This is a genomic window from Microbacterium sp. I2 (assembly GCF_051364985.1).
Lineage (GTDB): Bacteria > Actinomycetota > Actinomycetes > Actinomycetales > Microbacteriaceae > Microbacterium.
In genome coordinates this window covers 134,000-158,775 of record NZ_JBLWIH010000025.1, presented here as the reverse complement: position 1 = coordinate 158,775, position 24,776 = coordinate 134,000, and the positions used below count along the sequence as shown (strand labels likewise).

The 24,776-nt window shown below is 68.6% G+C and carries 20 protein-coding genes, 1 tRNA gene and 1 pseudogene; 11 read left to right on the top strand and 11 right to left on the bottom strand.

The window, feature by feature from the left end; genetic code table 11:
- Nucleotides 1-80 precede the first annotated feature (80 nt).
- Together ACLKM7_RS18760 and ACLKM7_RS18755 are read right to left on the bottom strand one after the other, a co-directional pair.
- On the bottom strand, nucleotides 81-878 hold the full coding sequence (locus ACLKM7_RS18760; RefSeq protein WP_436448817.1) for an ABC transporter permease: 798 nt from the start codon (nucleotides 876-878) through the stop codon (nucleotides 81-83).
- The gene (locus ACLKM7_RS18755) at nucleotides 875-2,002 is read right to left on the bottom strand and encodes an ABC transporter ATP-binding protein (protein ID WP_436448816.1); all 1,128 of its coding nucleotides are present in this window, start codon (nucleotides 2,000-2,002) and stop codon (nucleotides 875-877) included. The genes ACLKM7_RS18760 and ACLKM7_RS18755 overlap by 4 nt, the downstream gene beginning before the upstream one ends.
- A gap of 61 nt (nucleotides 2,003-2,063) precedes the next feature.
- Here ACLKM7_RS18755 and ACLKM7_RS18750 point away from each other — a divergent pair, with 61 nt between their 5' ends.
- Complete coding sequence (locus ACLKM7_RS18750; RefSeq protein ID WP_436448815.1) at nucleotides 2,064-3,077, top strand: helix-turn-helix transcriptional regulator; 1,014 nt, start codon at nucleotides 2,064-2,066, stop codon at nucleotides 3,075-3,077.
- A 58-nt stretch (nucleotides 3,078-3,135) separates the two neighbouring features.
- Here the strand turns inward: ACLKM7_RS18750 and ACLKM7_RS18745 are convergent, their stop codons facing one another.
- Nucleotides 3,136-3,804, bottom strand: a complete 669-nt coding sequence (locus ACLKM7_RS18745; RefSeq protein ID WP_436448814.1) for a TetR family transcriptional regulator — start codon at nucleotides 3,802-3,804, stop codon at nucleotides 3,136-3,138.
- Nucleotides 3,805-3,863: 59 nt separating this feature from the next.
- On the opposite strand from ACLKM7_RS18745, the gene ACLKM7_RS18740 reads away from it, so the two are divergent.
- The 5 genes and pseudogenes from ACLKM7_RS18740 to ACLKM7_RS18720 all read left to right on the top strand — a co-directional run bounded on the left by ACLKM7_RS18740 (nucleotide 3,864) and on the right by ACLKM7_RS18720 (nucleotide 8,751).
- Nucleotides 3,864-4,721, top strand: coding sequence for an SDR family NAD(P)-dependent oxidoreductase (locus ACLKM7_RS18740; RefSeq protein ID WP_436448813.1), 858 nt, complete (start codon nucleotides 3,864-3,866; stop codon nucleotides 4,719-4,721).
- A gap of 213 nt (nucleotides 4,722-4,934) precedes the next feature.
- Nucleotides 4,935-5,675 (top strand): annotated as a pseudogene (locus ACLKM7_RS18735) (serine hydrolase); the annotation flags it as partial.
- Nucleotides 5,676-5,797: 122 nt separating this feature from the next.
- A tRNA-Met gene (locus ACLKM7_RS18730) sits at nucleotides 5,798-5,873 on the top strand.
- A gap of 251 nt (nucleotides 5,874-6,124) precedes the next feature.
- Nucleotides 6,125-7,372 carry a hypothetical protein gene (locus ACLKM7_RS18725; protein WP_436448812.1) on the top strand — a complete coding sequence of 416 codons (1,248 nt, stop codon included), beginning with the start codon at nucleotides 6,125-6,127 and terminating at the stop codon, nucleotides 7,370-7,372.
- 2 nt (nucleotides 7,373-7,374) lie between these two features.
- A complete protein-coding gene (locus tag ACLKM7_RS18720) occupies nucleotides 7,375-8,751 on the top strand; it encodes a caspase family protein (RefSeq protein ID WP_436448811.1) in 1,377 nt (458 codons plus the stop codon).
- A gap of 8 nt (nucleotides 8,752-8,759) precedes the next feature.
- Here ACLKM7_RS18720 and ACLKM7_RS18715 read toward each other — a convergent pair whose 3' ends face one another.
- From ACLKM7_RS18715 to ACLKM7_RS18690, 6 genes are all read right to left on the bottom strand, one after another.
- Nucleotides 8,760-9,479, bottom strand: a complete 720-nt coding sequence (locus tag ACLKM7_RS18715; protein ID WP_436448810.1) for an AfsR/SARP family transcriptional regulator — start codon at nucleotides 9,477-9,479, stop codon at nucleotides 8,760-8,762.
- A gap of 259 nt (nucleotides 9,480-9,738) precedes the next feature.
- The gene (locus ACLKM7_RS18710; RefSeq protein WP_436448809.1) at nucleotides 9,739-14,670 is read right to left on the bottom strand and encodes a glycoside hydrolase domain-containing protein; all 4,932 of its coding nucleotides are present in this window, start codon (nucleotides 14,668-14,670) and stop codon (nucleotides 9,739-9,741) included.
- A gap of 91 nt (nucleotides 14,671-14,761) precedes the next feature.
- Nucleotides 14,762-15,370 carry a hypothetical protein gene (locus ACLKM7_RS18705; RefSeq protein WP_436448808.1) on the bottom strand — a complete coding sequence of 203 codons (609 nt, stop codon included), beginning with the start codon at nucleotides 15,368-15,370 and terminating at the stop codon, nucleotides 14,762-14,764.
- A gap of 77 nt (nucleotides 15,371-15,447) precedes the next feature.
- A complete protein-coding gene (locus tag ACLKM7_RS18700) occupies nucleotides 15,448-18,066 on the bottom strand; it encodes a fibronectin type III domain-containing protein (RefSeq protein WP_436448807.1) in 2,619 nt (872 codons plus the stop codon).
- Nucleotides 18,067-18,286: 220 nt separating this feature from the next.
- Nucleotides 18,287-18,973, bottom strand: coding sequence for a hypothetical protein (locus ACLKM7_RS18695; protein ID WP_436448806.1), 687 nt, complete (start codon nucleotides 18,971-18,973; stop codon nucleotides 18,287-18,289).
- 83 nt (nucleotides 18,974-19,056) lie between these two features.
- On the bottom strand, nucleotides 19,057-20,397 hold the full coding sequence (locus ACLKM7_RS18690; RefSeq protein WP_436448805.1) for a COG1470 family protein: 1,341 nt from the start codon (nucleotides 20,395-20,397) through the stop codon (nucleotides 19,057-19,059).
- A gap of 440 nt (nucleotides 20,398-20,837) precedes the next feature.
- Here ACLKM7_RS18690 and ACLKM7_RS18685 point away from each other — a divergent pair, with 440 nt between their 5' ends.
- Entirely contained in the window at nucleotides 20,838-21,044 is a 207-nt protein-coding gene (locus tag ACLKM7_RS18685; RefSeq protein ID WP_436448804.1) for a hypothetical protein, read from the top strand.
- Nucleotides 21,045-21,065: 21 nt separating this feature from the next.
- Here ACLKM7_RS18685 and ACLKM7_RS18680 read toward each other — a convergent pair whose 3' ends face one another.
- Together ACLKM7_RS18680 and ACLKM7_RS18675 are read right to left on the bottom strand one after the other, a co-directional pair.
- Nucleotides 21,066-21,890, bottom strand: coding sequence for an alpha/beta fold hydrolase (locus ACLKM7_RS18680; protein WP_436448803.1), 825 nt, complete (start codon nucleotides 21,888-21,890; stop codon nucleotides 21,066-21,068).
- On the bottom strand, nucleotides 21,887-22,330 hold the full coding sequence (locus ACLKM7_RS18675; protein ID WP_436448802.1) for a MarR family winged helix-turn-helix transcriptional regulator: 444 nt from the start codon (nucleotides 22,328-22,330) through the stop codon (nucleotides 21,887-21,889). Before ACLKM7_RS18675 ends, ACLKM7_RS18680 begins: the two co-directional genes overlap by 4 nt.
- 128 nt (nucleotides 22,331-22,458) lie before the next feature.
- Between ACLKM7_RS18675 and ACLKM7_RS18670 the strand changes: the two genes are divergently transcribed.
- From ACLKM7_RS18670 to ACLKM7_RS18655, 4 genes are read left to right on the top strand one after another with little or no spacing between them, the layout of a single operon-like run.
- Nucleotides 22,459-22,803, top strand: coding sequence for an ArsR/SmtB family transcription factor (locus ACLKM7_RS18670; RefSeq protein WP_436448801.1), 345 nt, complete (start codon nucleotides 22,459-22,461; stop codon nucleotides 22,801-22,803).
- Nucleotides 22,800-23,255: an SRPBCC family protein gene (locus ACLKM7_RS18665; RefSeq protein ID WP_436448800.1), complete on the top strand. Its 456-nt coding sequence runs from the start codon at nucleotides 22,800-22,802 to the stop codon at nucleotides 23,253-23,255. The genes ACLKM7_RS18670 and ACLKM7_RS18665 overlap by 4 nt, the downstream gene beginning before the upstream one ends.
- Nucleotides 23,255-23,740 carry a pyridoxamine 5'-phosphate oxidase family protein gene (locus ACLKM7_RS18660; protein WP_436448799.1) on the top strand — a complete coding sequence of 162 codons (486 nt, stop codon included), beginning with the start codon at nucleotides 23,255-23,257 and terminating at the stop codon, nucleotides 23,738-23,740. Before ACLKM7_RS18665 ends, ACLKM7_RS18660 begins: the two co-directional genes overlap by 1 nt.
- 55 nt (nucleotides 23,741-23,795) lie before the next feature.
- Nucleotides 23,796-24,758, top strand: coding sequence for a quinone oxidoreductase family protein (locus tag ACLKM7_RS18655; protein ID WP_436448798.1), 963 nt, complete (start codon nucleotides 23,796-23,798; stop codon nucleotides 24,756-24,758).
- Nucleotides 24,759-24,776: the final 18 nt, after the last annotated feature.

The following is a 24,776-nucleotide window of genomic DNA, read 5'->3' as shown; positions in this document are numbered from 1 at the left end:
ACAAGGGTCCACGAACAAGCCCGCGGTGATCACGGCGGCGTCCGCCCTGTTTCCAGGACGGACGCCGCTCGTCGTCTTGCTCAGCTGCTCTTGCGCATCGCCCGGATTCCGGCCCACAGACCGAGCAGGGCGAGGATGACCGCGGCCACCCATCCCCACAGCACCGCGATGTTGCCGAGGTCGCCCGCGAACAGCGCGCGCTCGGCCTGCACCACCCAGTTGATGGGGTTCACCGTCGAGACGGCCTGCATCCAGCCGGGCGCGTCATCCAGTGGCAGCAGCATTCCCGAGAGGATCAGCAGCGGGAAGATCAGCGTCTGCTGCACTCCCCAGAACAGCCACTCGCGGTCCTTCGTCTTCAGCGCGAGCGTGTACGACAGCGAGCCGAGCCCGACGCCGAAGACAGCGAGAAGCGCGAGGCCGATGACGAGCCCGGCCACGTCGATCGAGAACCCGAACGGCCACGCGATCAGCACGATGATGAGCGCCTGGACGATGATCGGCACGATCTCTTTGAGCGCGCGGCCCACCAGCAGCGACGACCGCGCCAGTGGCGCGACCAGCGTGCGCTCGTGCGAGCCCGTCATCATCTCGTACTGCAGGTTGGATCCGGTCGCCCCGGTGCCGAACAGCACGATCATCACCAGCACGCCCGGCACGAACCATTGCAAAGTCTCGCCGACCGGGGCGCCCGACGAGCCGATCAGCAGCGGAGCGAACAGCCCCAGGAAGACCAGCGGCTGCACCAGGCTGAAGATGAGCGTGAACGGGTCGCGCACGACCGGCTTGAGCTCGCGCGTGAGCACGTTCCAGGTGTCTCGCGCGGGATTGGCCCGCACCGCGGTGTCGGGGCGCTGGGTTGCGGTGGTCGTGGTCATCGGTTCGCTCCCGTCTTCTCTGCCACCTGTGAGGTGGCGGTCCCCACGCCCCCTCCAGACGACGCTGGCGCGTCGCCCGGAGCCTCCGGGCGCGTGGGCCCAGCCTCGGCCGAGGCATCCGGAGTCTCTTCGCTCTCTTCGTCGACGCCCTCGCCCTCGCCCGCCTCGCGGAGCGTGCGCCCGGTCAGCGCCAGGAACACGTCGTCGAGCGTGGGCGGCACGCCCGTCGCTCGCTGCACCTGCAGACCCGCGGCGTCCAACGCGCGCACCGCCGCCGGCAGGAGCGCATCGCCCTCGGGGGCGGTGAGCACCACGGTGGCATCGGCTTCTCGCCGCACCTCACGGTCAGTCAGCTGCTGGATCACGGCGACCGCTCGCTCGGCATCCGCATCCGTCGCGAACCCGAAGGTGAGCAGGTCACCGGCGAGGTTCGCCTTCAGCCGTGCTGCCGTGTCGTCGGCGATCACACGGCCCTTGTCCATGACCATGACGCGCTCGGCGTAGCGGTCGGCCTCCTCGAGGTAGTGGGTGGTGAGGAAGACGGTCGTGCCGTACTTGGCGCGCAGCTCGAGGATGTGCTGCCACAGGTTCGCCCGGCTCTGCGGGTCGAGCCCCGTCGACGGCTCATCGAGGAAGATGAGCGGCGGCGCGTGCATCAGGCCGAGTGCCACATCGAGCCGACGCTTCTGCCCGCCCGACAGCTGCTGCACCGAGCGGTTCGCGAAGCCCGCGAGGTCGAGCGACTGGATGAGCTCGTCGGCCCGCGCCCGTGAGGCTGCCTTGCTCATGCCGTAGAACGCGCCCTGGCTGAGCAGCTCGTCGCGAGCCCGCTGCGAGAAGCTGCCGCTGGTGAGCTGCCCGACGTATCCGATGCGTGCGCGCACGTCGGCCGGGCGCTTCAGGATGTCGAAGCCGACGACGCGGGCACTGCCCGAGGTCGGCGGGATGAGGGTGGTGAGCATGCGCAGGCTCGTCGACTTGCCTGCGCCGTTGGGTCCCAGGAACGCGACGAGTTCGCCGCGCGTGACCTGGAACGTGAGGTCGGTGACCGCCTCGACGGTCTTCTTCTTGACGGAGAAGCGCTTGGTCAGACCCTGCGCTTCGATGATCGGTTCGTTCGCCATGAATCCAAGCTAGAAACCAATGCGGACAGATCCGGTCCTCATCATGAGGCAATCTTTAGCCATGTCCGACACGACGACCCGAGCACTCTCGCTGCTCAACCTGCTGCAGACCCATCGGCATTGGCCCGGATCCGAACTGGCCGGCCGGCTCGGCGTGACCGAGCGCACGGTGCGCCGCGATGTGGAGCGGCTGCGCGATCTCGGTTACCGCATCGAGTCCTCGCCCGGTTCCGCCGGCGGCTACCGGCTCGAGGCGGGCAGCGCCGTGCCGCCCCTGCTGCTCACCGACGAAGAGGCCGTGGCCATGGCGATCGGGCTGCGGGTCGCGGCTTCCCAGCGCCTCGTCTCGGGGCCCGAGACGACGATCACCGCACTCGCGAAGCTCGAGCAGGTGCTGCCCGCTCCCCTGCGGCGCCGGGTCAACGCCCTCGCCGAGGCGGTACAGCCCTCAGGTCTCAACTCCGGCGCTCCCGTGTCGAGCGAGGTGCTCGGCGAACTGGCCCTGGCCAGCCGCGACCACGAGCGTGTGCGGTTCACCTACACCGCAGCATCCGGCGAAGTCACCAAGCGCCGCGTCGAGCCCCACGCCCTCGCGCCCGCCGACCGGCACTGGTACCTGCTGTGCTGGGACCTCGACAAGGAGGATTGGCGCACCTTCCGCGTCGACCGGCTCGCCGACGTGGAGCACACGCGCGTGCTGTTCACCCCGAAGCCGCTCACGCCCGAAGAGATCGAGGAGTTCATCCTGATCGCCCGGTCGTGGGTGCGGCAGGCGGTGGAAGCGGATGCCGTCATGGAGATGCCGTTCGACGAGATGCGCGACTTCTTCGGGCAGTGGGGCCAGGGAGCGACGGCCGAGGACGAGACCCACACGCGCTGGCCCGTCGGCGGCGCGGACTGGCGCGAGACTTTCTACGGCCTGTCGTACATCCCGGCCGGCGTCGAGTACACCACAGACCTGGCATCACCCGGCCGCGAGGAGCTGCGCGAGACGCTCGAACGGATGCTGCGAGCCCTCGACGCTCCTCCTCCCCCGTCGCGCCCCGAGTCCGCCCGCCCACTCCCCGGTCGTTGAGCGAGCGAAGCGAGTCGAGACGCCCCGAGCCTCCGAGCAGTCTCCGCCACCCCATCCGTCACTCGCCGATGAACCCGCTGATCATGGCCGCGATCATCCGGCGGAGGCGCGGCTCGACGTCGAACAGGGCATGACCGAGTCGCTCGTCCGAGCGATAGAGCTCCGCGACCTCCGGCCCGGGCGTCGCGATCTGCCAGAATGCGCCGGCCATCGCTGTGGTGGCCGCGATGATATCGACGCCCTGCTGCGGCGTGAGCCCGGGAAGAGCGCCGCGCATCGCCGCCACGATGCGATCCAGCTGCGCGTGCGTCACCAGCTTGAAGCGACGCACAGCCTCGATCGACACGTTCCGCTCGAGGTTGAGCGGCGTGTGCGCCAGCAAGTCGCAGAACATCCCGCGCCGGGCCAGAGTCGCCGCGAGCTCGCGCGCCATGCCGTCCGGTGACTCGGGTGCTTCCGTGAGCAGTGGCAGCAGCTCGTCTGTCCACGAGATCCACTCGTCCGCGGTGAGTCGCAGGAAGATCTCCTCGCGCGTCTCGAAGTACCTGAGCATCGCCGATTTGTGCATGCCGACGGCCGATGCGATCTCGGTGAGGCTGACGTCACGCACGCGGGTTTCGCGCGCGAGGCGTCGGGCGGCATCGAGGATGGCTGCTTCGCGGAGGTCCTTCGCCTCCCGGCTTCGCGCGCGCTGGAAGTGAGGTTCAGTGGGGCGCGGCTGCGGCATCCCCCCATCGTAAAGCAACGCAGTTGCGTTATTAACGAAACGATGTTGTACTAACCTCCATGACATCAACCTGGTTCATCACCGGCTCCTCCCGCGGCTTCGGCCGCGCCCTCGCCGTCGCAGCACTGCGCGCCGGCCACCGCGTGGCCGCGACCGCCCGCCGCACCGACGACCTCACCGCGCTCGTCGACGAATTCGGCGAACGCGTGCTCCCCCTCCGCCTCGACGTCACCGACCCGGTCTCGGTGAAGGAGGCGCTGAGTCGTGCGCGCGAGACGTTCGGGCGCCTGGACGTCGTCGTCAACAACGCCGGTTTCGCAAACGTCGCACCCGTCGAGACCGGAGACGAAGCGGACTTTCGTCACCAGTTCGAGACGAACTTCTGGGGCGTCTACAACGTCTCGCGCGCTGCCGTGCCGATCATGCGCGAGCAGGGTGGCGGACTGATCATCCAGTTCTCCTCTATTGGCGGTCGCGTCGGAGGTTCGGCAGGAATCGCTTCGTATCAGGCGGCGAAGTTCGCCATCGACGGGTTCAGCCGAGTCCTTCGCGCCGAGACGGAACAGTTCGGGCTGCGCATCCTCGTGGTCGAGCCGAGCGGCTTCCGCACGGACTGGGCGGGCAGCTCGATGAGCATCGCGCCGATGCCGGACGAGTACGCCTCACTCGCCGAACGCTATGCCAACGCGTCGGATCCCTCGTCCCCGCTCGCCGCCGGCGACCCCGAGAGGGCGGCTGAGATCCTCGTCCGGCTCGCATCTCGTCCAACGCTCCCCCATAACCTCCCTCTCGGCGCGAACGCCGCCGACCTCGCGATCGCCTACGGCAAGCGCCAGCTCGAGAGCGATACCGCGTGGCGCGCGGTGAGCCGCTCGGCCGACTACGGCGCAGAGTTCCCCGTGCCGTTTCCCGACTGAGGCGGGCGCCGGCAAGACGACGAGTTCGTCATGACCCGCACTGCGAGGTCGTGCGACGGTGGGGCTATCGGCCGCATTCGGCAACCGATACATTTCGTCCAGGGGTCGGGGGGCTCTGGGGGTTGGGATGGTTGATCCGCGTGTGGGCTTCGGTTTCGTGCGTGTGCTCGGCGTCGTCACGAGCACTGTTGCCGCCGTCGGCCTGACGGCCAGCGCCCACGCCGGGCCGCCGCCGGCGGCCGCCGAGGGATCTTCTCCACCGCGAGCGATATCGCCGTGCTGGCACAGACCCTGCTGAACGGCGGGCAGTACAAGGGAACCCGGATCCTCGAGGAGCAGTCGGTGCGCACGCTGTTCACCGACTACAACGAAGCCTTTCCGACCCACGCGCACGGGCTGGGCTTCGAGCTCGATCAGCGTCGGTACATGGGCGCGCTCGGCTCTCCGGTGACGGCGGGGCACACGGGGTTCGCGAGAACCTCGATCGTCATCGACCCGATCGCACACTCGTTCATGATCCTGCTCACGAACTGCGTGCACCCGAGCCGCAGCTGGGGCGCCGACAATCCGCCGCGCGAAGGCGGCGCGGACCTGTCATTCGACCTCTGGTACGACACGTCCGACACCGACGACGGAGCCGTCCACGCGTCCACCGACGGAGGTGCGACCTGGCAGCTGCTTCCGCTGTCGCTGCGGGCGCGCGGCGATCGCTGGCAGACCGACGGCACGTTCACCGGATTCGAAGGCAGACAGTGGTTGCAGGCGACGGCGCAACTCCCCCCATCGACGACTCACCTCCGGTGGACTTACACCACCGGCTCGGAGGCGCACGGCCGCGGCGTGTACGTCGACGCGGTGACGGTGACCGGCGACCAAGGCCCGATCTTCGACGACGGCCGCCGCGCCGACGCGGTGCAGTTCCAGCCCGTCTCTTGGACCGAAAGGAGGAACTGACCGACGAGTTCATCCTTCATCGCGACTCGCGACGTCTCATAGCGAAACGCGAGTTCACGCATACCCGGCTCCTCGCATGACAGGGTTACGGTGGAGCCGTCCTCGGGTTCATCGAGGAGCATCGCGGCGATCCGGGCGGTCCCGGGCACCGGCTCATATCCGGTTGCGTTGCGGGTTCGACTCCCGCCGTCGCGTCCACTCCTGCCCACACTTTTCGAGGTCGGAATCGTCCTGTCTTCGACTCGCTTTCGATCTGGAAGACCCGGGCCGGAAGGCTTGCACTCTTTTCACGATTCCCTCGCGGTTTCCTATCGGTGACTTGATCCCCCTTTTGCGGATGAAGGTGTCGACTGTCTGCCGTTCGACATTCCGTCGAGCGAGACTGGGTGGGAACCTCTGGGCATGCCCGAGGCCGGTGCGTCGACGCCCCTGGGATGAGGAGTGGGCAGATGAGCGCCAAGGAGCGCGCACCGCGGCGGACGCCGCGAGCAGCGAGTGAAGGGACGCGGGACGGGGCACCCGCGACCACCGACGAGGTCGAGGCACAGAACGGCGGCATGGGTGAGGGCGGCTCGCCCCCACCGGATGAATCCGGCTCGGCGATGGGCGCGGAAGCCGAGCCGCCCGGCGGGTCCGCCGGTGGCGACGTGTCGCTGCCGACCGAGGAGGACTACCGGGGATGGTTCTCATCCATCAAGAAGGCGGTGTCGAGTGCCGCCGGCAAGGTGAAGGATGCGGTCGCCGAGAATGCGAAGGACGTCATCAAGGCCGGACTACCCTGGGCGGGCTCGGCGATCGGCGGCTTCTTCGGCGGACCCGCCGGCGCGGCACTGGGAGGCAAGGCAGGTGGCATCGCCGGCGGCTTCATTCGCGAGTTTCCCGGTGCGGCCGAAGAGGCGGAGGCTCGAGCGCTGCGCACCCTGGACGAGTTCCAGACGCAGTCGGCCCAGCTCACGGCGATCACGAACCAGGTGCTCGACCAGACGCTGCCCGTGCTCATCGACGAGATTGCGAGGGACTCCGCCGATCGCGCTGCGCGCGGCGAGGGCGGCCCGGCCGACGACGAGGTAATGGAACGGTTCTGGGGTAAGGCGTTCGGCAAGCTCGCCGGCGTCATCGCCGATGAGTTGCCTTGGGCGATCAAGAAGGTCACCCAGTACCTCGGCGACGACGGCAGCCGCGATGTCAACGCGATCGATCCGCTCATGCTCGACCCCGAAGTCGCGCAGCGCTTCTGGGGCCCGGCGTTCAGCACGATCGTCACGTCGATCCAGTCCATGTTGCCGACAGCGTTCGATCTGATCTCGGGCAAGTCCCGCAGCTTCCAGCCGGCCGGCGGCACCATCGACTGGAAGCAGCTCGAGTCTGCAAGCCGCCTCCCGGGCGGCGATGACATCACGGTCACCGGTATGACCCAGATCGAGGACCCGACGGCGGTGGAGCTCGGCCTCACGATCCCCGACCACAAGAGCTGGTTCAAATGCGTGCAGGTGCGCGGCGCCGACGACGCCGTACTCGCTTCGGTCGAGGTCGAGGGCGCGACGAAGACGAGCAGCGTCCGCATCTCGGCAGACGCCCTGCAGACAGCGGGTGCGAGGCTCGTGTTCGCCAAGGCGGACGGCCTGTACACGCTGCCCAAGAAGTCCCTTCCCGAGCTGGCCGGCCAGCGCGTCGACTTCTACTGGTATGCGGGCTGATCATGCGCACTCTGCAGATGGGATCAAGGGGCGACGACGTTCGACGGCTGCAAGCGCGGCTGAACGAAGTCGGCGGCTTCGACCTGGCCGAGGACGGCATCTTCGGGGCGATGACGCGCAGCGCCGTCGTCAAGTTCCAGCGCACAAAAGGGCTCGCCGACGACGGCATCGCCGGGCCGATCACGCTCGGTGCGCTCGGGCTCACAGATGGCTCGCCGACGGTCGAGCCGACAGTGCCGGGGTCCTCGGGCCGGCGACGCAGGTCGCTCCATGTCGGCGTCAACCAAGTCGATCCCGCCCACTACGACGGCTGGGATGGCGCGCTGACCGGATGCGAAAACGATGCTGCGACGATGCGCGCCATCGCCACGAGCGACGGATTCAGTCCAACCACCCTGCTCACGCGAAACGCCACGGCCGGCAATGTGCTCGCCGAGATCTCGGCAGCGGCGCAGCAGCTGGTGAGCGGAGACATCTTCCTCCTCACGTACGCGGGACACGGCGCTCAGGTGCCGAACGTGAGCGACGACAACGAGTTGGATCAGCAAGACGAGACGTGGGTGCTCTTCGAGCGGATGCTGATCGACGACGAACTCGAGCAGGCATTCTCGCGGTTCGCGGCCGGTGTCGACATTGTGCTGCTGTCCGATAGCTGCCACAGCGGAACCGTCTATCGAAAAATGTTCACCCGCGATCAGCTGGAGTTCGCCGAGCGGAAGGGCGCCTTCTACGTCAACCTGTCGGCGGCGGTCGACGGTGGGAGCAGGTCGTTCCCGCAGCCCGCCGCGCCGGGCGGAAGTCGCGGCGTCGAGACCGCAGCCACGACCGAGAGACAGCGTTCACTCTTCTCGAGCTCGGCATCGCAGTTCTGGGAGAAGTTGAAGGCGGGGGCGGGGTGGACGCCGGGGGCGGGTCCGTATGTGTCGATCTTCGACCGGTTCGAGAAAGTCCGCACGCGCGAAGCGCCGCTCGAGCCGCGGCGATTCCCCGGCCAGGGTAGTCGCTCCGGCGAAGGTGATCGGGCGGCGGCCGGGCCCGTAGCCACGCGCAACATGCCGATCGGCGTGAATGCGGCGGTGGTCGCTCGGCACGCCGCGCTCTACGCGGGTCTGCAGGCAGGGGCACGCGGACAGGCCACCGTGCGGGCAAACGGCGTCTCGATCTCGGGGTGCCAGGACTCGCAGCTCTCGCAGGAGGTCGGGGGCAACGGAGTCTTCACATCGACGCTCGAACAGGTATGGAACTCCAGCTCGTTCAGCGGAAACTTCCGACAGTTCCATCAGGCGATCGTCGGGAGAATGGGACCGACGCAGACACCGACGCTCGGGCTGTGGGGCGCTGACTCGGAGTCGCTCGTGGTCAAGACGCCTTTCGGGTGAGAGCAGCTTCACGCCGGTCCGTCATAGCGCAGCTCATGCGCGAGGTTGGTGAGGATCGGCGCCGGTTCGACATCCATCTCGCGGAGGAGCATCGATCGGGCGCTCTCGTACACCCGCAGCGCGAGCGCTCGGTTTCCCGCGAGCATGTGAGCGCGCATCTGCAGTTCGTACGAGGATTCACGCCATGGCTCGGCGTCGAGGGCGATCGCTGCAGCAGTGAGGGCGCCGTCGGCGTCGCCGAAGCCGAGGAAGCGGCGACCGAGGCCGTCGAGCGCGCTCAGGCGCTGCTGTCGCACGCGTTCCTGCTCGAAGTCGAGCCATGATTCGAACCACCCGGGCAGGAGTTCCGCCCGCCGGGCGAACTCGAGCCATACCCACAGCTGTGCGCGGTCGGTCGCGCGATCGATGATCACCGGAAGACGACGAAGCGACGCGACATCGACATCGACTCCCGGCAAGAGTACGAGGGGATCGGAGTCGGCCAGGATGCCTGGATGGTGCCGGCGGATGTCGGACAGGTTCACGCGCAGGTTCGCCTGCGCGTGGCCGCGGCTGCCGTCCGCCCACAGGATCTCAGCGAGCTGGCGCCGTGGGCGAGCATCGAGAAGGGCAACGGCGGCGATGACGCGCTGGTCACGCCCGGGCACTGCGACGGCGCGACCGCTGACCGCCAGCCGCCAGCATCCCAGGAGCTGCAGCGTGGCCGTCCCCGAGTCCTCCGCCGCCATGTTCATTCGATGTCCAGGTCAGTCGGGCGTCTGATCCGTATGCAACGGTACTCGCGCCTGCTCGCTGCCGCACGGGGATGCAGTCTCGGTGCTCAACTTGAGAGCGGGTCTCAGGTAGACCGTCATCCGAGCTGCGTGATGACCTCGGCCGGACCCACTCCCGAGGAAGTGGTAACCAGACTCGGGCAGATCAGACAACGCCGCCGCGAAACGAACGGGCCCCACCGCCCGAGCGGCGGGGCCCGTCCGTGGCAGTGCCTCAGCCCGCCGCCGGATACGAGGCCGTCTTGGTGACCGCAACCGTCTCGTCGCCGACAACACCCGTCACCTCGACGCTCACCTCACCGGCAGGGATGGACCCCACCCGCGAGTTGATCGACACGCTCGCCGACTTGCCGGGTACGACCGCCGTGAACGTCTTCGCGCCGTAGGGCGTTATGACCACAGCATCCACCGGCACGTCCTCGTTGTTGGTCACCGTGACCGAGACGTACTGCTTGCCGGCAAGCGCCCGCGTCGAAGCCGACACCGAGACATCCAGATCAGCGATCGGCCCCGGCTCGCTCAGAGCGTCCAGCGCTGCAGCGAGTCCGTCCACCGCAGAGGCGGTCTGCTCGTACGGCGCATCGGCGGGCACGGCGCGTGCGACCGCGAGCGCTTCGTTCAGTGCCGCGATGCGCTCGGGCGCGTGAGCGGACGGGTCGACGGCCTCGGCCCGCGCGATGAGAGCCGGCAGCTGCCTCACCACCGCGTACTCGAGCTGCCCCGTCGCGAGTGCGAGGACGCGCTGCGCCTCATCCGCAGCATCCTGGGTGACGTCGGCGGCCGCGGCGACCCGCTTGGCCTCGTCGAGCGCGGCGCGGAACACGGCGAAGTCGATCCCGATGTACCGATCCTCGTGCACCGTGAGCGCCTCGCTCTCGGCGATGGCAGCCGTGAGGGCCGTGAGATCGACCTCGGGGTTCTCCTGTGGCGCCCCGCCGAACTCGAACCACTGCAGGTTGGCGACGTAGTTGAACTCCTGGCCGGCAACGGCGTCCGTGCGCATCACGACGAGCAGCGTGTGCGTGCCCGATACCGCGGTGTCGAGCTTCACGGTCGTGGAGACGTAGTTTGCCCACCCACCGGTCTTCGGCAGCTGCACGGTTCCGATCTTCGTCGTCTCGCTGACCTCGTCGAGGTAGAACTCGAGTCGGCTGCTGTCACCGACACGCTCGTCGCGTGTCGACGCGTTCACGGTGACGTGCGTCAGCGGCTCGCCGCCGAAGTCGCGCGCGGTGTAGGTGAGCTGGCCACCGTCCCAGGTGCCGCCGACGTTGCCCGCGGGCGGGTCGCCGCCCTCCTTCTTGAGGCCGTTGCCGTTGTCGGCGTCGTAGGTCTCGGCCTCGACCCGCACGGGTTCGACGGACTCCGGAGCATCCTCCGCGGTCTTGAGGAACTGGAGCCAGTCGAAGTTCACGACCCACGAGTTCGGCTGTGCGGCATCGGGCGTGCCTTCGAACACCACGTAGAGGCGGTTCGACCCCGCCAGCGCGCTCGGGTCATCGATCTTCGCCTCCACCGTGGCGAAGTCGCTCCAGCCCGCCGTGGGCGGAACGGCCACCCTGGCTGCGACAGGACCGTCCACCGCTCCGACGCGCACCTCGACGAACTCGTCCGTCGCGCTGTCACCGGGGTGGTTGGAGTAGCGCATCTTGACGCGCAGCGGCTCGACCCCGGCGAAGTCCACGCCGTCGTACGCGATCCAGGAGCCGACCTGCACTCCGTTGACGGCCCCGAACGGCACGCCGGTGGAGTCGTTCCCCGACTCCGTGCCCAGGCGCCCGCCAGAGGATGCTTCGAAGTTCTCGGCCTGGAAGACGCGATAGGCCGTCTCGACGATGCGCAGTCCCTCGATCCCCCGTGTGAGCCCGTCGAGCGCCGACTGCAGGTCGTCATCGCTCGCCGTGGTGCTGGCGAGGGCGTCACGAGCGACGGTGCGGGCACTGTCGAACGCTGCGAACGACGTCGCCGAATAGGCACCGCGAACCACCAGCTCGGCCTCGGCGACGAGCCCCGTGAGCTTCTCACGCCACTGCTGGTCGCGCTCGAGCACGAGAGTTCCCAGCCCCGACACCCCGTCCCCGCGCACGCTCGTCGCGGGCGTGCCCGCGAAGGCGGCGTCGGTGAAGTCCAGCGCGAACGATGCGCGCGGGGACTCGCCGAGCGACCCGGTGAGCCGAAGCGTCGCCGCGTCGGCACCGCTCAGCACGACGGAGGCAGACACGCCGCCGGGAAGACCCGTGATCGCGAGTGCGCCGTCGGCGACGAGGTCGCGGCCGGCAGCTCCGGCGAAGTCTGCGCCGCTCAGCGTCAGCTTGGCCGTCGCATCGACCGCGCCGTCGGCAGCAGCCTTCATGCGAGGCATGTCGATCGAGAGAGTTGCGCCCTCGAAGACGACCTTGAGCGTGAACTCGCGCGTGCCGTTCGACGGCTGCCGCGAGAATGCCCCGTCGGCGATCTTCAGCACGAGGTCGTCGATGCCGTCCATCGGGGCGGACGCGTCGGCCGTGCCCGCGAGCGACAGCTTCACCGTGCGCGACCCGGTGCGCTCGGCCTTCAGCGCCAGCCCGGCGGGGACGTTCTCAGCGGTGATGGATGCCGACAGGTCGGCGCCGTCCGTGCCCGCGAACGTGCCGTTGGAGAGGGTGAGATCGATGCTGTTGCCGATCGATCCGTCGCCCGCAGCCGCCTCGGTGAACAGGCGGGACGACACCGAGATCGCACTGATGGGGTCGTAGCGCGAGCTCGAGAGCTCGTCGCTCAGCGACGACGATGCCATCGAGTCCGCCGCCCAATCGGATGCCGCGTCGCCCATGCGGAACGCCAGTCCCCCACCCGCGGTGAGCTGGTCGTACGTGATCCACGTGCGGTCGAAGTCCTGACCGTTGAGCGTCGCCGACTGGATGAAGTAGTCGTCGGGCGAAACGCCCTCGGCCGAGATGTCGAACGCGCGACCGGACTCGTAGTTGATGCGCACGTTCTCGAAGAACGGTGTTCCGATCTGGTACTCGTCCGATCCCGCGAGCACGGGGAACAGGCCCAGCGACGCGGCGACGAACATCGACGACATGGTTCCGGTGTCGTTGTCCATCGTCGGCAGGAAGCCCTGCGGGCTGTTCTGGTACACCTTCATCTTCACCGGAGGGGTGAACTCCCCGCCGCCGGACGGGTACTCGTGGGTGCTGCCGGTCGCGATGTACCGGTTCCACGTCTCCTTCGTGTAGATGCTGCGCACCCATTCCTGCGTGCGCGAAGGTGCGCCCACGTAATTGAAGAGGTACGGCGCCTGCAGGTCGATCTCGTTCGCGTTGGCGTGCAGCATCCGCCTGCCGTCGTCGGGTGCGTGCTCACCGAACATGAAGCTGAGCGCCTTGAGCGTCGCCTCTTCGCCACCCATCTTCTGGATGAGGCCGCCCATGTCGTTCGCCGCGTACCAGTGGTACTGCCACAGCGTGCCCTGGTAGACGTTGCCCGCTTCGAACCGCTCGGGGTCGGCGTCGTTCCATGCACCGACGGCGTTCTTGGGGAAGATGAGGCCCGTCTTGGTGCCGTCCGCGAGGGTGACCGCATCCGGCTTGAAGATGTTCGTCCAGTTCGCGGCACGTAGGCGGTAGTCGTTCGCCTCCTGCGTCTTGCCGAGCTCGTCGGCGATCGTCGCCATGGCCCAGTCGTCGTAGGCCGTTCCGAGCGTGTCGTCGACCTCGTTCGCGATGTATCCGCGGCTCACGTTGTCGGCGTTGGCGTATCCACCCGCGGACTGCGAGACCAGCGCCGGCCACGCCTGCGACAGCCCGCGCAGCTGCGCGCCCTTCGCGATGGCGTCGGCGACGACAACCGCCGCACGCTCGAAGCGCACGGTGGGAACCGCGTGGGTCACGTTCGACAGTGATCCGCGGCCGGTCGAGGCGAATGTCGCGTAGAGGTCGACGATGGACTGCGCCTGGTCGTGGAACACCTCCGGGTAGCCGATCGCGAGCACCTCGTACTTGCGGAAGTCGTCCCAGAATCCCCACCCGTCGTAGTGGGTGTAACCATCGGCCGTGTGCACCTGGCCGTCCAGCCCCCGGTAGGTGCCGCTCGTGCTGGTCGCGTTCACAGGCGAGCCGAACATACGGTACAGATGCGTGTAGAAGAGCGTCTTGAGGTCGCCCGTCGGGTCGCTCGTCTCGGAGGAGGTCACGTCGAGACGACTGAGGATGGCGTTCCAGTCGGCCTTCGTGTCGGCACGCACCTGGTCGAAGGAGCGGTCGCCCATCTCGGCGGCCATGTCGACCCTGGCCTGCTCGACGCTGATCGGCGACAGCGCGACCTTGAGGCCGATCTGCTGTCCGGCCGCGACGTCGAACTCGACGACCGCGCCGATGTCGGTGCCCTCCTGGTGCGCGGTGCCGGTGAGCGCGCCGCTGCCGCTCCACGTTCGCGTGCTCTTCGCAGCCGCCGTGGACTCGACGTAGTAGTGCATCTTGTAGTCGTAGCCGTTGAAGTGGCCGGTGAAGTCACCCGAGACCGCGACGCGGCCGTCCGGCAGCGTCGCGTAGTCGAGGGTCGCACCGCGGCGACTGGTGAAGTTGTTGCGCAGGTCGAGAACGAGCGACGCCGTTCCCGCTGTCGGGAACGTGAAGCGGTCCTGGCCGGTGCGCACATCCGTCGTCGCTTCCGCGCGGATCGCGCCGCCGGCGACGGCGAGGTCGACTCCGTAATAGCCGGGCGCCGCGTCCTCGGCGTCGTGGCTGTAGTTCTTCGCGTAGGAGCCGGTACCGGGGCGGCTGGAGTAGCTCTCGTATGTCGGCACGACCAGCAGGTCGCCGCCTGCGCCGGAGCCGCCGACGCCGTTGAGGTTGGTGTGCGTGAAGCCCGCGATCTGGTCCTCGGCATAGTCGTAGCCGCTGTGCGACCGACCCGAGACCGTCATGGGGTTGATCTTGACGAGCGAGTTCGGCGCCTCCGCACCCACGAGATCCTGACCGAAGTCGTCCTCTGTCGAAACGAACGAGTTGACGAACGAGGTGTAGTCGGTGTCGACGGATGCCGCGGCCGGCGCGAGCGCGACGGGTTCCGCGGCTGCGGCACTGGTGGGCAAGCCGGCGCCGAGCAGAGCGACGGCCGCACTCACGGCGAGGAACCGGAGGGACGAGGACGGGAGCGACATGAGAGTGGGATCTCCAGGTGGGGTGGCGCGATCGTGGGCGCAGGCCGAGGCAGAGATGAGCGCCGAGCCCATCCCTGCCTCGGACCGGGTCTTACTCGAAGAGCGAGAGCGTGAGCGTCGAGGTGTAGTTGCCGGCCGCGACATCGGCCGGAACCACGAGCTGCAGGTCGGCCGTGGCCGAGAAGACGCCGCCGCCGGCGTTGCTCTCAGCACTGTCAGCGAGGTAGAGGAGTTCCTGGTCGACCAGACCCGGCTCGGAGGGCAGGACGTCGCCGCCGACCTCGACGAAGGGCTCGCCTTCCCCCTCGCCCGCGACGAGCTTGGGCACCCAGCCGAGGTGCTGCGCCGCGATCGTCTTGCTCGTGGCGGCATCCACGAAGTCGCTCGTCGAGCCGAGCACGTACCACGCCGATCCTGCCGGGACGTCCTCGGCCGCACGGGTGTCGGTGACCGTGACCTTGGGCAGCGTGCCCGTGAACGTGCGCTCGAGCGCCGTCGATGCACCCTCGACCAGGGTGGTGTCGGCGCCCTCCACCGTCAGGGCCAGAGCGCCGGGGCCGGCGACCTCTTCGATCGCGACGTTCACATCGACGTCCTGGGTGCCGTGTTCTTCTTCGGCGACTGCGGCCGAGCCGGCGGACACCAGGAGGGCGGCGCCGAAGGCGATGACGCTGCTGCGCAGCAGGACAGACTTGTTCATTTCATTCACTTTCATTGGGGGGGTGTGATCTCGCGGCGCAGACGGAGCGCCTGCGCCGCGGGGCCGCCGGCGTCGGGTCAGCCGGCAGCCGCGTACGGGGCGGACTTGGAGACGGTGATGGTCTCGTCGCCCACCTGGCCGGTCGCCTGGACGGTGACCTCACCTGCGGGGATGGACCCGAGGCGGGAGTTGATCGACACGGCAGCGGACTTGCCCGGTGCGACCGCGGTGAACGTCTTCGCGCCGTACGGCGTCGTGACCACGGCATCCACCGGCACGTCCTCGTCGTTGGTCACCGAGACCGAGACGTACTGCTTGCCCGCAAGCACCCGCGTCGAAGCCGACACCGAGACATCCAGATCAGCGGCCTCGTCGGCCTTGCGGAGCACGACCTCGTCGACCACGCTGTTCACCGGATTGGCGGTGCCGTTGGCCTGGCTGCGCAGCGTGCGGACCGTGATCGACTCGTCGGTCACTTCGACCGCGGAGTAGTTGCGGACGCGCTCCTGGTTGCGGACCGAGGACCACCACAGGTCGATACCCGTGTTGAGGTTGTAGTACTTGGAACCGCTCGCCGAGTTGGCGGTGACGTAGAGAACCTCGCCCGGGCCGGCGACGACCTCGGCCGCGGCGGCCTGCTCGTCGGGGTTGGCCAGCTGGCCGTCCTTGATCAGGTAGCTGCGGGTGTAGTGGTGGTCATGGCCCATGAGGACCATGTCGATCCCCAGCTCCGAGATCTTCGCGGGCATGTTGTTGCGGCGGTCGATGATGTCGCCGTCCGTCGCGTGCACGGCCGCGGAGTAGATCGAGTGGTGGAACGCGAGCACCTTCCAGGTGACCTTGTCACCCTGCTCGGCCACGACCTTCTCGAGGAAGGCGTTGTGCGACGCGTAGTCACGGCTGTTCGAGTTGATGTTGAGGAAGAGCACGTCCTTGTAGATGAACCAGTAGTCGCCGCCCGACGACGACGGGCTCCCGGCGGCGCCGGCGGTGAGGTCCTCGTTCGGCAGGTTGTAGTGCTGCTCGTAGGCCTTCGACCCCACGTCGTGGTTCCCGTTGGTCGCGACGAACGGGATGCTGCGCATCTGCTCCGGCTTGAGGAGCGTGGTGTACTCGTTCTCATTGCCGGCGCTCTCGACCTGGTCGCCCGCCGAGAAGAGCATCTCGGCGTTCGGGTAGGTCTGCGACGCGACGTTGAGCGTGTCGATCCAGCCCGCCTCGTCGCCTGCGAGATTGCCCGACGCGCCGACCTGGGGGTCGCCGAAGAACAGGAAGTCGAAGCCGCCCGTGAAGCTCCGCGTGCGGAAGGTGTGGACAGTCGACCAGCCGGTCTCGTCGGCACCCACGCGGTAGGCGTACTCGGTGTTCTCCTCGAGTCCCGACAGCGTCGCGTCCCGGAAGAACTCACCGCTGCTGGTCGCGCCGCCGGCGGTGACCGGGAACGTCGACGCCGTGGCGGGGAAGACGCCGTCGATGATCGCGGATGCCTCGGCCAGTTGAGCCACCTGGGGCACATCGATGTCCGAGTACCAGGCGAGGTTGCGCTCGGCCTCGGTCGCGCCGACGCCGAGGAGCAGGTCGGAGATCCTTGCGGTCGTCACGTCCTGCTTCTCGACGGGCGTGAGGTTCTTGAAGTCGAGGAAGATGTCGCTGCTGGTCTCACGGTCCTGGTACAGCGCGACCGCGATCTGGTTCTCACCGGCGACCAGCGTGTCGGCGGGGATCCGCACGGTGCTGGTGGCCGGGTCGCCCGCGCTCACACCCGCGTAGGTGAGGTTCGGGTTCGCGGCGCCGTTCACACGGTCATCCGCGAATCCGGCGACCTTCTCGCCGTTGACGAACACGCGCACGGCGTCGTCGTACGCCAGTTCGCCCTGCAGGGCGTCCAGCTGCTCGAGCTCCTCCGCCGTGATGGTCACCTCCGTGCGGAAGTGGTAGGTCGGCACCGTGTCGGCCGAGCCCGTCTGCGCGTACTGCAGCAGCGTGTCGGCGACGTAGCCGTTGCCGAGGTCCGCCGCGCCGCGCTTCGATCCGAAGGCGCCGGCAGCCTCCTTCCAGGCTGTGTCGTCGAACTGCGCAGCGGTCCACGAGAGCGAGCCGTCGCCCGACGGGTCGGTGCCGTTGTCGGAGTACTTCCAGGGCGAGTCGCTCGTGAGGTAGGCCTCCGGAAGGTCGACCGGCGCGGCGGGACCGAACTCGAAGTAGTCGAAGTTCGCGACGTAGTTGCGACGATCCGGAAGGTCATCGACGTGCATGACGATGATGACATCGTGGACGCCGGTGACGGTCGTGCTGAGATCGACGGTCGTGTTGAGCCAGTTGCTCCATCCGCCGGTCGTCGGCAGCGCGACATCGGCGATCTTGTTCGCTGCGATCGCCTCGTCGAGGAAGAACTCCAGGCGCGGGTTCGCGCCGATCGCGTCGTCGCGGGTGGCGGCGCGCACGGTGAGCGTGCCCATGCGGTCCGTGAAGTTCACGTCGTCGAACTGCACGACGGTGCCGTTGAACGTGTTGCCCAGGTTGATCGACTCGCGCTTGAGCGCTTCTCCGTTGGGGTTCGATCCGCTGGTGTACTGCTCGCCCTCGAGCCGGAGCGGCTCGGCTGCAGCCGTGATGGCAACGGGCGTGATCTGCGGGGCGGCGACCGCGGGGAATGCGGCGGTCGCGACGGCGGAGCCCGCGATCAGCGAGACCAAGACGGCTCCCGCGACGGTTCGTCGAACCGTCCGAGTCGCGTGAGCGGCACGGACCGCGTCCGCGGTCACATCGGAAATGGGCAAGAGGATGCTCCGATCTGGCATGGAGGGAAGACGCGCGAGAGCGCTCCCGAGAAACCTCTCGAATCGGCGTGACCTGATGTCGGCGCAGAGGTGAACGCAGGCTGTCCGGACTCTGGCGTCGCCATGACGACGACCGTCACGCGGGCAGATGAAGCACGATGCCCGATTCGCCCGACATCACCGTCGCCAGACCGACGGACACCGCTTCCGCGGCACGCGAAGGGGTGATCGCGGTGTCCTCCAGGTCGCCGTCGGCGGGAGCTCCCGAGCCGCGCGAGGTCGCGCCCTGCCAGATCACGGCGGCCACGTTCGAGGTGGGCTCGGCCACTTGCGCTCCGAGCAGCAGGAAATCCTGATCCAGCCATTGCGACGAGTTGTAGGCGAACACGTCGACGGCCCCTGCGCCCAGACCGACCACGATGTGCGGTTCGGCCTCCAGCGCCTGTGCGAAAGCCGCGTCGACGGATGCCGCATCCCCCGTCGCGACGAACTCCTCGACGACGAGACCGCTCACCTCCGCGAAGCCGCGGAGCCCCTCCTGCAGCGCGCGGCTCGTGGCACCTTCGTCAGGCACGACGACGGCGATCCGCACACCCCGCAGGTCACCGGCGTCAGCGGGCACCACCGCTTCGACGGTGCGTCCCGGCGCCGGCTGGGGAGGGCTCACACTGTCGGTGGTGGAGCCCAGCGGGACGGGTGATGCGGTGCGCTCGGCTGCGGAGAAGCCCGACTCCGGCGCGGCACACGCCGTGAAAGTCATGGCGAGCATGCCCGCCGCCGCGATCGACGCGATCCGGCGTGGCACCGAGAGAGCTGAGGTCACGGGCGCCAGTGAACCGTCCCGTCGTGCGTCCCAGGTGGCCCGCTGGTGTCGCGCTGGTGAACCCGGCGGGCCTACCGGGAACGTCACTCGGTTTCGGGGGCCCGACGCCGCCGCCCAGAGCGGATGGCCACGCCCGTCACCACTGCGCCTGTCGCCACGGCGGCCGCGCCAACCCACAGCCACGCACTCATGTCGGGAGCGCCCGTCGTGGCAAGATCCTCGCCTCCGGTGGCCGGCGCCGGGGTTGCGGGCGAGGTCGCGCCGGGGGTGGTCCTTGGCGCGATCTCGACGCGGATCTCCACCGGATCGTCCTCCGGGGTCGCCGCCATCGCGGGCGGTCCCGCAAGGAGCAACGCGATCGCGACCGCGGCGGATCCGGCTATCCGCCGGAGGGCCGGCTGCCGGTCTCCGGCCGACTCGGCGACGGCGTCGCGTCGGGCCTGGGCAACGAGTTCCGCGATCTTGCGGTCGCGGCGGCGGCGGTCCCGCCACAGCAGCCAGAGAAGCAACACCGCGACGGCGATCGACACCAGCTGCGGCCACGGGATCGCGACGACGAGCGCGTGCGCCGAGGCGGGCTCGATTCCACGCGCCGGGAGTTCTTCGCTGACAGGCTCCGCCGCAGCCGTCACATCCGCGGAGTAGACGAACAGCGGCCACACCGACGGGTACGAGATCGCGGCCGATCGGGACTCACCCGGCGCGATCTCGACGATCTCCTCGCCGGTGGCGGTGTAGGAGACCCATCCGAACAACGTGCTGACCTCGACCTGCGGCAGGATCGACAGGCGCGTGTTTCCGGTGTTCTCGACCGAGTAGTCCACATCGATCCGACCGGCCTCGAACGGATTCAGCGATCCGGTGTACTCGCCGGCGACTGTCGCAGCCGCGGCCGGGGCGAGTTCGCCGGTCACTCGCGTCATCACACGGAAGCCGACGCGTGATTCGATGCCGACCTCCTCGGTGCCACCCGAGCGGATGGCCGCGGCGACGCCGGCCGGGTGATCCCCGGGGGTCGCGTTGCCGGGAACGGTGATCGTGAACGGTACGATCACGTCGGCTCCTGCCGGGACCTCCACGGCGTCCTGGATCTCGACCCACGTCCCCGCGTCGACGGACTCCCTGTCGGCAGTCAGCATGTTGAACCGACCGGTCTCGGTGAAGTACCCGTCCGCCGCCGTGAGCGAGAACGTCACCGGCGATGCGCTGAGATTCCGGACGAGCAGGTGCTCCTGCACCGTCTCGCCCGCGTCGAGTTCGAGTTCGACCCATGAGCGGCCGTCTTCCCCGACGCCGTCGCTCGGTCGCACCATCCAGGTGATCGCATCGTCATCTTGCTCTGCAGCGGCGACAGGGGTCGGCATCGCCGCGATTCCCAGGAACGCCAGCACGATACCGAGCAGGGTGCTGAGAGAGCGGGTCATCGGGGCCTTCGAAGAGTGGGAGTGCTCGATTGTGCCGACGCCCTCGGATTCAGGCGGATCGCTGCCGAGGATTTGGGCTCGTCGATGATCGCACGCTTGCTACCGCCGGCTGTTCAGCCTTCCGGGCGCCCCAACGACTCGAGGACGGCACCGACGCCCACGAGGAGGACGCTTCTTTCGAAGGTCCGATGTTCGCCGAACGCCGCAAAATCAACGATCTGGGCGTCCCCGAACGCACGCGCGAGGCGCCTCAGGCTGGGGGCTCCAACAACCGCTGTTCACCGGCGAGACCTCGATTCTTCTCCTGATGGACGCTTCGACCGCGGGCCGGAGGAGCGCCTGCATCCTGGCGGATGCCGCGCGAGCGAGTCCGGCCCGGATCCTGGAAGCGCACCGCGTGACCGCATCCACGATCCGCCCTTCCGGGGTATGGTCGCGCCATGAAGCGAATCTGGCCGTACGTCGTGCCGGGCGTGATCCTGGCGCTGGTCGGCATTGTGTGGACCCTCCAGGGGCTCAACGTGCTCGGCGGGTCGGCGATGAGCGGCTCACCGCTCTGGGCCACCATCGGGCCGATCGTTCTCGCGGTCGGCGTCGTGTTGATTGTGATTGCGATCGTCATCGCGCGCCGCCGAAAGGCCGACTGACCCGGCAAACGGCGGCACAGCCTACGCCAGGAACACTCTCGTCTGCTCTACGACCGCCGGCGCGGGCTTCGCCTCCGGGCCGAAGTGGTCCAATCCCGGCAGCACCACCAACTCCCCCGCCGGAAGGACCCGCGCGAGGACCCCGAGCTCGTCGGCCGTGCCCGCGACCGATCGGCCCCCGCTCAGGATCAGCACGGCCGCCCGCACCGCTCGGAACTCCTCGACGCGGCCCACCTGCTCGGCGATCACGCGGTGCTCGGCGAGGTTCGCCGCCAGCAGCGGTCGCATCCGCCGCCATGCCTCGCCTCGGAATCCCACGCGCAGAGCCAGGCGCAAGTACCAGTACGGCAGTTTCGCGAACATCGGCGGAGCTCCGCCGGCTCCCCGGATGAAGTGGACGAACGCGCCGTGAGGATCGCCGGCGGCAAGGCGCTGATCGTACGGCTCGAACCACTCGGTGGCGACAGGAGCTGCCGGAACGCCGGGCTCATAGACCACAAGACGGTCGAACCGGTCGGTCACCCGCGCCGCCTCGAGCAGCACCAGACCGCCGAAGCTGTGCCCGAACGCGAGCCGGGCGCCGGTCGCCTGCTGCACGGCGAGCAGATCCTCCACCTCGCGCGCGAGGCTGTAGTCCGGCCCCTGCGGTCCGCTCCGGCCGCGCCCGCGCCGGTCGATCACGTGGACCCGGAACTCGTCCGCCAGAGCCGTGGCCAGCCCGAGATAGTCCTCGCCGGTGCGAAGCGAACCGCCGAGCAGAAGCACGTCGTGGCCGGTCCCGAGCGTCCGGTATCCGATCTCGGTCCCGTCCGTGGACCGCACGCTGCTGCCGATGCCTTCGCTCACGTCGCGCTCTCCTCTCTCGCCTGCACCTGCTCGAGAGTCCCGAGCATCCTCGCCGTCTGCTCGGCGTAGTCGTCATAACTGACGTCGCTCGCGGCGACGAGCTCGGCGAACCGCTCCTCGAGCCGACTCTGCACCGAGGCGACGAGCGCCGAACCCGCCTCGGTGAGGCTCAGCCGGCGGCCGCGCTCTCCCGCAGCGCTGCGCTGCACGTCGAGCAGCCCCTCCGCCGCGAGCACGCCGACCATGCGACTCACCGAGGGCTCGGTCACACCCAGCGCGTCGGCCAGCGCGCGCTGCGTGGAGACGCCGAGCTCGCCGACCATCGTCAGCGCGAGAAACCGCTTGTACGACACCCCTTGCTCGGCCTGCAGCATCCGGTCCGCAGCGCGGTCCAGCCGTGCGGTCAGCACGTGCAGCATGAAGCTCAATCCGCGACTCATGACAGGTAACTTAGCATGCTAAGTCTCATCCGAGGCGATCCGCCGGAACCACATACCCAGCCGATGTGGTTGACACAGACCCTCGCATCGCCTTAATGTAAGCAAGTCCTTACGTAAGAAGGTGCTTAATGGCAGCGACAGATCGACTCAGCGTCGTGTTCAGTGCGCTCGCGGATCCCACCCGCCGCGACATCCTGACCCGGCTGTCAACCGGGCCCGTCACCGTCGGCACCCTCGCTGCGAACTACACCATCAGCCGTCCGGCCATCTCGCAGCACCTCGGCGTGCTCGAGAGCGCCGGCCTGGTGGCCCGCACCGTGAACGCGCAGTGGCGCGAGGTCACGTTGAAGGACGACGGCCTCGACGACGCCTCCGAGTGGATCGCGAAACAGCGCGCCCACTGGACGGAGAACTTCGACCTCTTGGAAGAGCGACTCCGTGAACGACGAACAACGAAGGGATCAGAATCATGACCGACACCGCACGCAGCTTCACGCTCGTCCGCGTCTTCGATGCCACCCCGCAGGAGCTCTGGGACGCCTGGACCAATCCTGACGAGGCGGCTCTCTGGTGGCATCCGCGGGGCGTCTCCACACCCCGCGAATCGGTGACCATCGACGCCCGCGTCGGCGGCCGGTACGCGTACACGATGATCAACGACGAGACCGGAGAGTCGTACCCGACCGGCGGCGTCTACCTCGAGGTCGACCCGTTCGAGCGCCTCGCGTTCACATGGGGCAACCCGGATGCCGAGCCCGAAGCGGCGCCGAAGATCACGGTGTCGCTCGACCCGGAGGGCGAGCGCACCCGCATGACCTTCGTGCTCACCGCCGAAGGCGCGGTTGACGGTGACATCCGAGACGGCTGGGAGAGCGCGCTGGACGTCCTCGCCGACCACGTGCAGCGCTCCGGAACGAGGAGCTGATGCTCGAGAGCGAGGTTTTCCGGCTTCTCAACGAAGACGCCACCGCCCGCGAGCTGCTCGAGTCGACGATCCCCGCGCGACTCGCCTACATCGCGGTCGACGGCACGCCGAGGGTGATTCCCGTCGCCTACGTGTTCACCGGCGAAGCCTTCGTCTTGGGCTCGCCGGTGCGTGCCCCGAAGGTCCCGGCGCTCGGTGAGAACCCGGCGGTGGCGCTGACGATCGACGACGTCGAGCAACCCCCCGCCTCGTTGCTGGTTCGAGGCGTCGCGACGGTGACGATCGTGGAGGGTGCGGCGCCGGAGTACGTCGCGGCCAACCTGCGCAGGATGCCGCGCGAGCACTGGGCGGAGTTCGAGCGCGAGGCGGCGGAGATGTACGACCAGATGGCCCTCATCTCGATCCGGCCGACGTGGGCGAAGGTCTTCGATTTCAAGACGCGGATACCCGGCGCCATGGCCGAACTCGTGCAGAAACAAGGTTGACGAGCACTTCCCGACGGGCATCAATCACCACCGGATCACGTTGCCGGTTGAGGTGATGACCATTCCTCAGATGAACGCCGTCATGCTCGATCGCTTCGGCGGCCCCGAAGAGCTGTCGTTGCGCGCGATCCCCCGGCCCGAGATGCGTGAGCACGACGTGCTCATCCGCGTCGAGTACGCCGGCGTCGGGTCGTGGGACGCGCCGGAGCGGGAGGGCGACTACGCCGGCGCGTTCGGCGTGCCGTCGTCCTTCCCCTATGTACTCGGGTGGGATGCCGCGGGCACAGTCGCCGCGGTCGGCCCGGGCGTCGACCGGTTCGCGGTCGGCGACCGGGTCTATGCCGCGACGACACCGGTCCCCCGTGGCAGGGCGTACGCCCAATACGCCGTCGTGGAAGCCGAGCATGTCGCCCACCTGCCCGAGCGGATGCCGGCCTCGCAGGCCGGCGCGCTGGCGTGGGATGCGCTGACCGCGCTGAGCGGCGTGGACTTGCTCGACCTGCAACCCGGCGCGACACTCATGGTGTTCGGGGCCAGCGGCGGCATCGGGCACCTGGCCGTGCAGATCGCGCGGCACCGCGGACTCCGTGTGCTCGCCGTCGCCTCCGGTGACGATGGCGTGGCCCTTGCGCGACGCCTCGGCGCTGACGCGAGCGTCGACGGGCGTCGCGAAGATGTCATGGCCGCAGCATCCGCCTTCGCCCCCGAAGGTCTGGACGCGGCACTCGTGACGGTGGGAGGCGCGACGGCCGAGCAGGCACTGCGTGCCGTGAAGGACTCGGGCCGGATCGCCTGGCCCTACGGCGTCCACCCAGCGCTCTCGACGTCGCCGCGGGCGTCTGTCTCGTCCTACAACGGCGACCGCAGCAGCGCGGCCACCGACCGGTTGAATGCCATCATCGAGGCCGGCGGTCTTCAGGTGCATGTCGACCGGACGTTCCCGCTCGCCGAGGCCCGAGAAGCGCACCTGGCACTCCGCGAGCACTACGTCGGAAAGCTCGCGCTCCGCGTCGCGTAGGAGGCGGCGTCGTTCGGG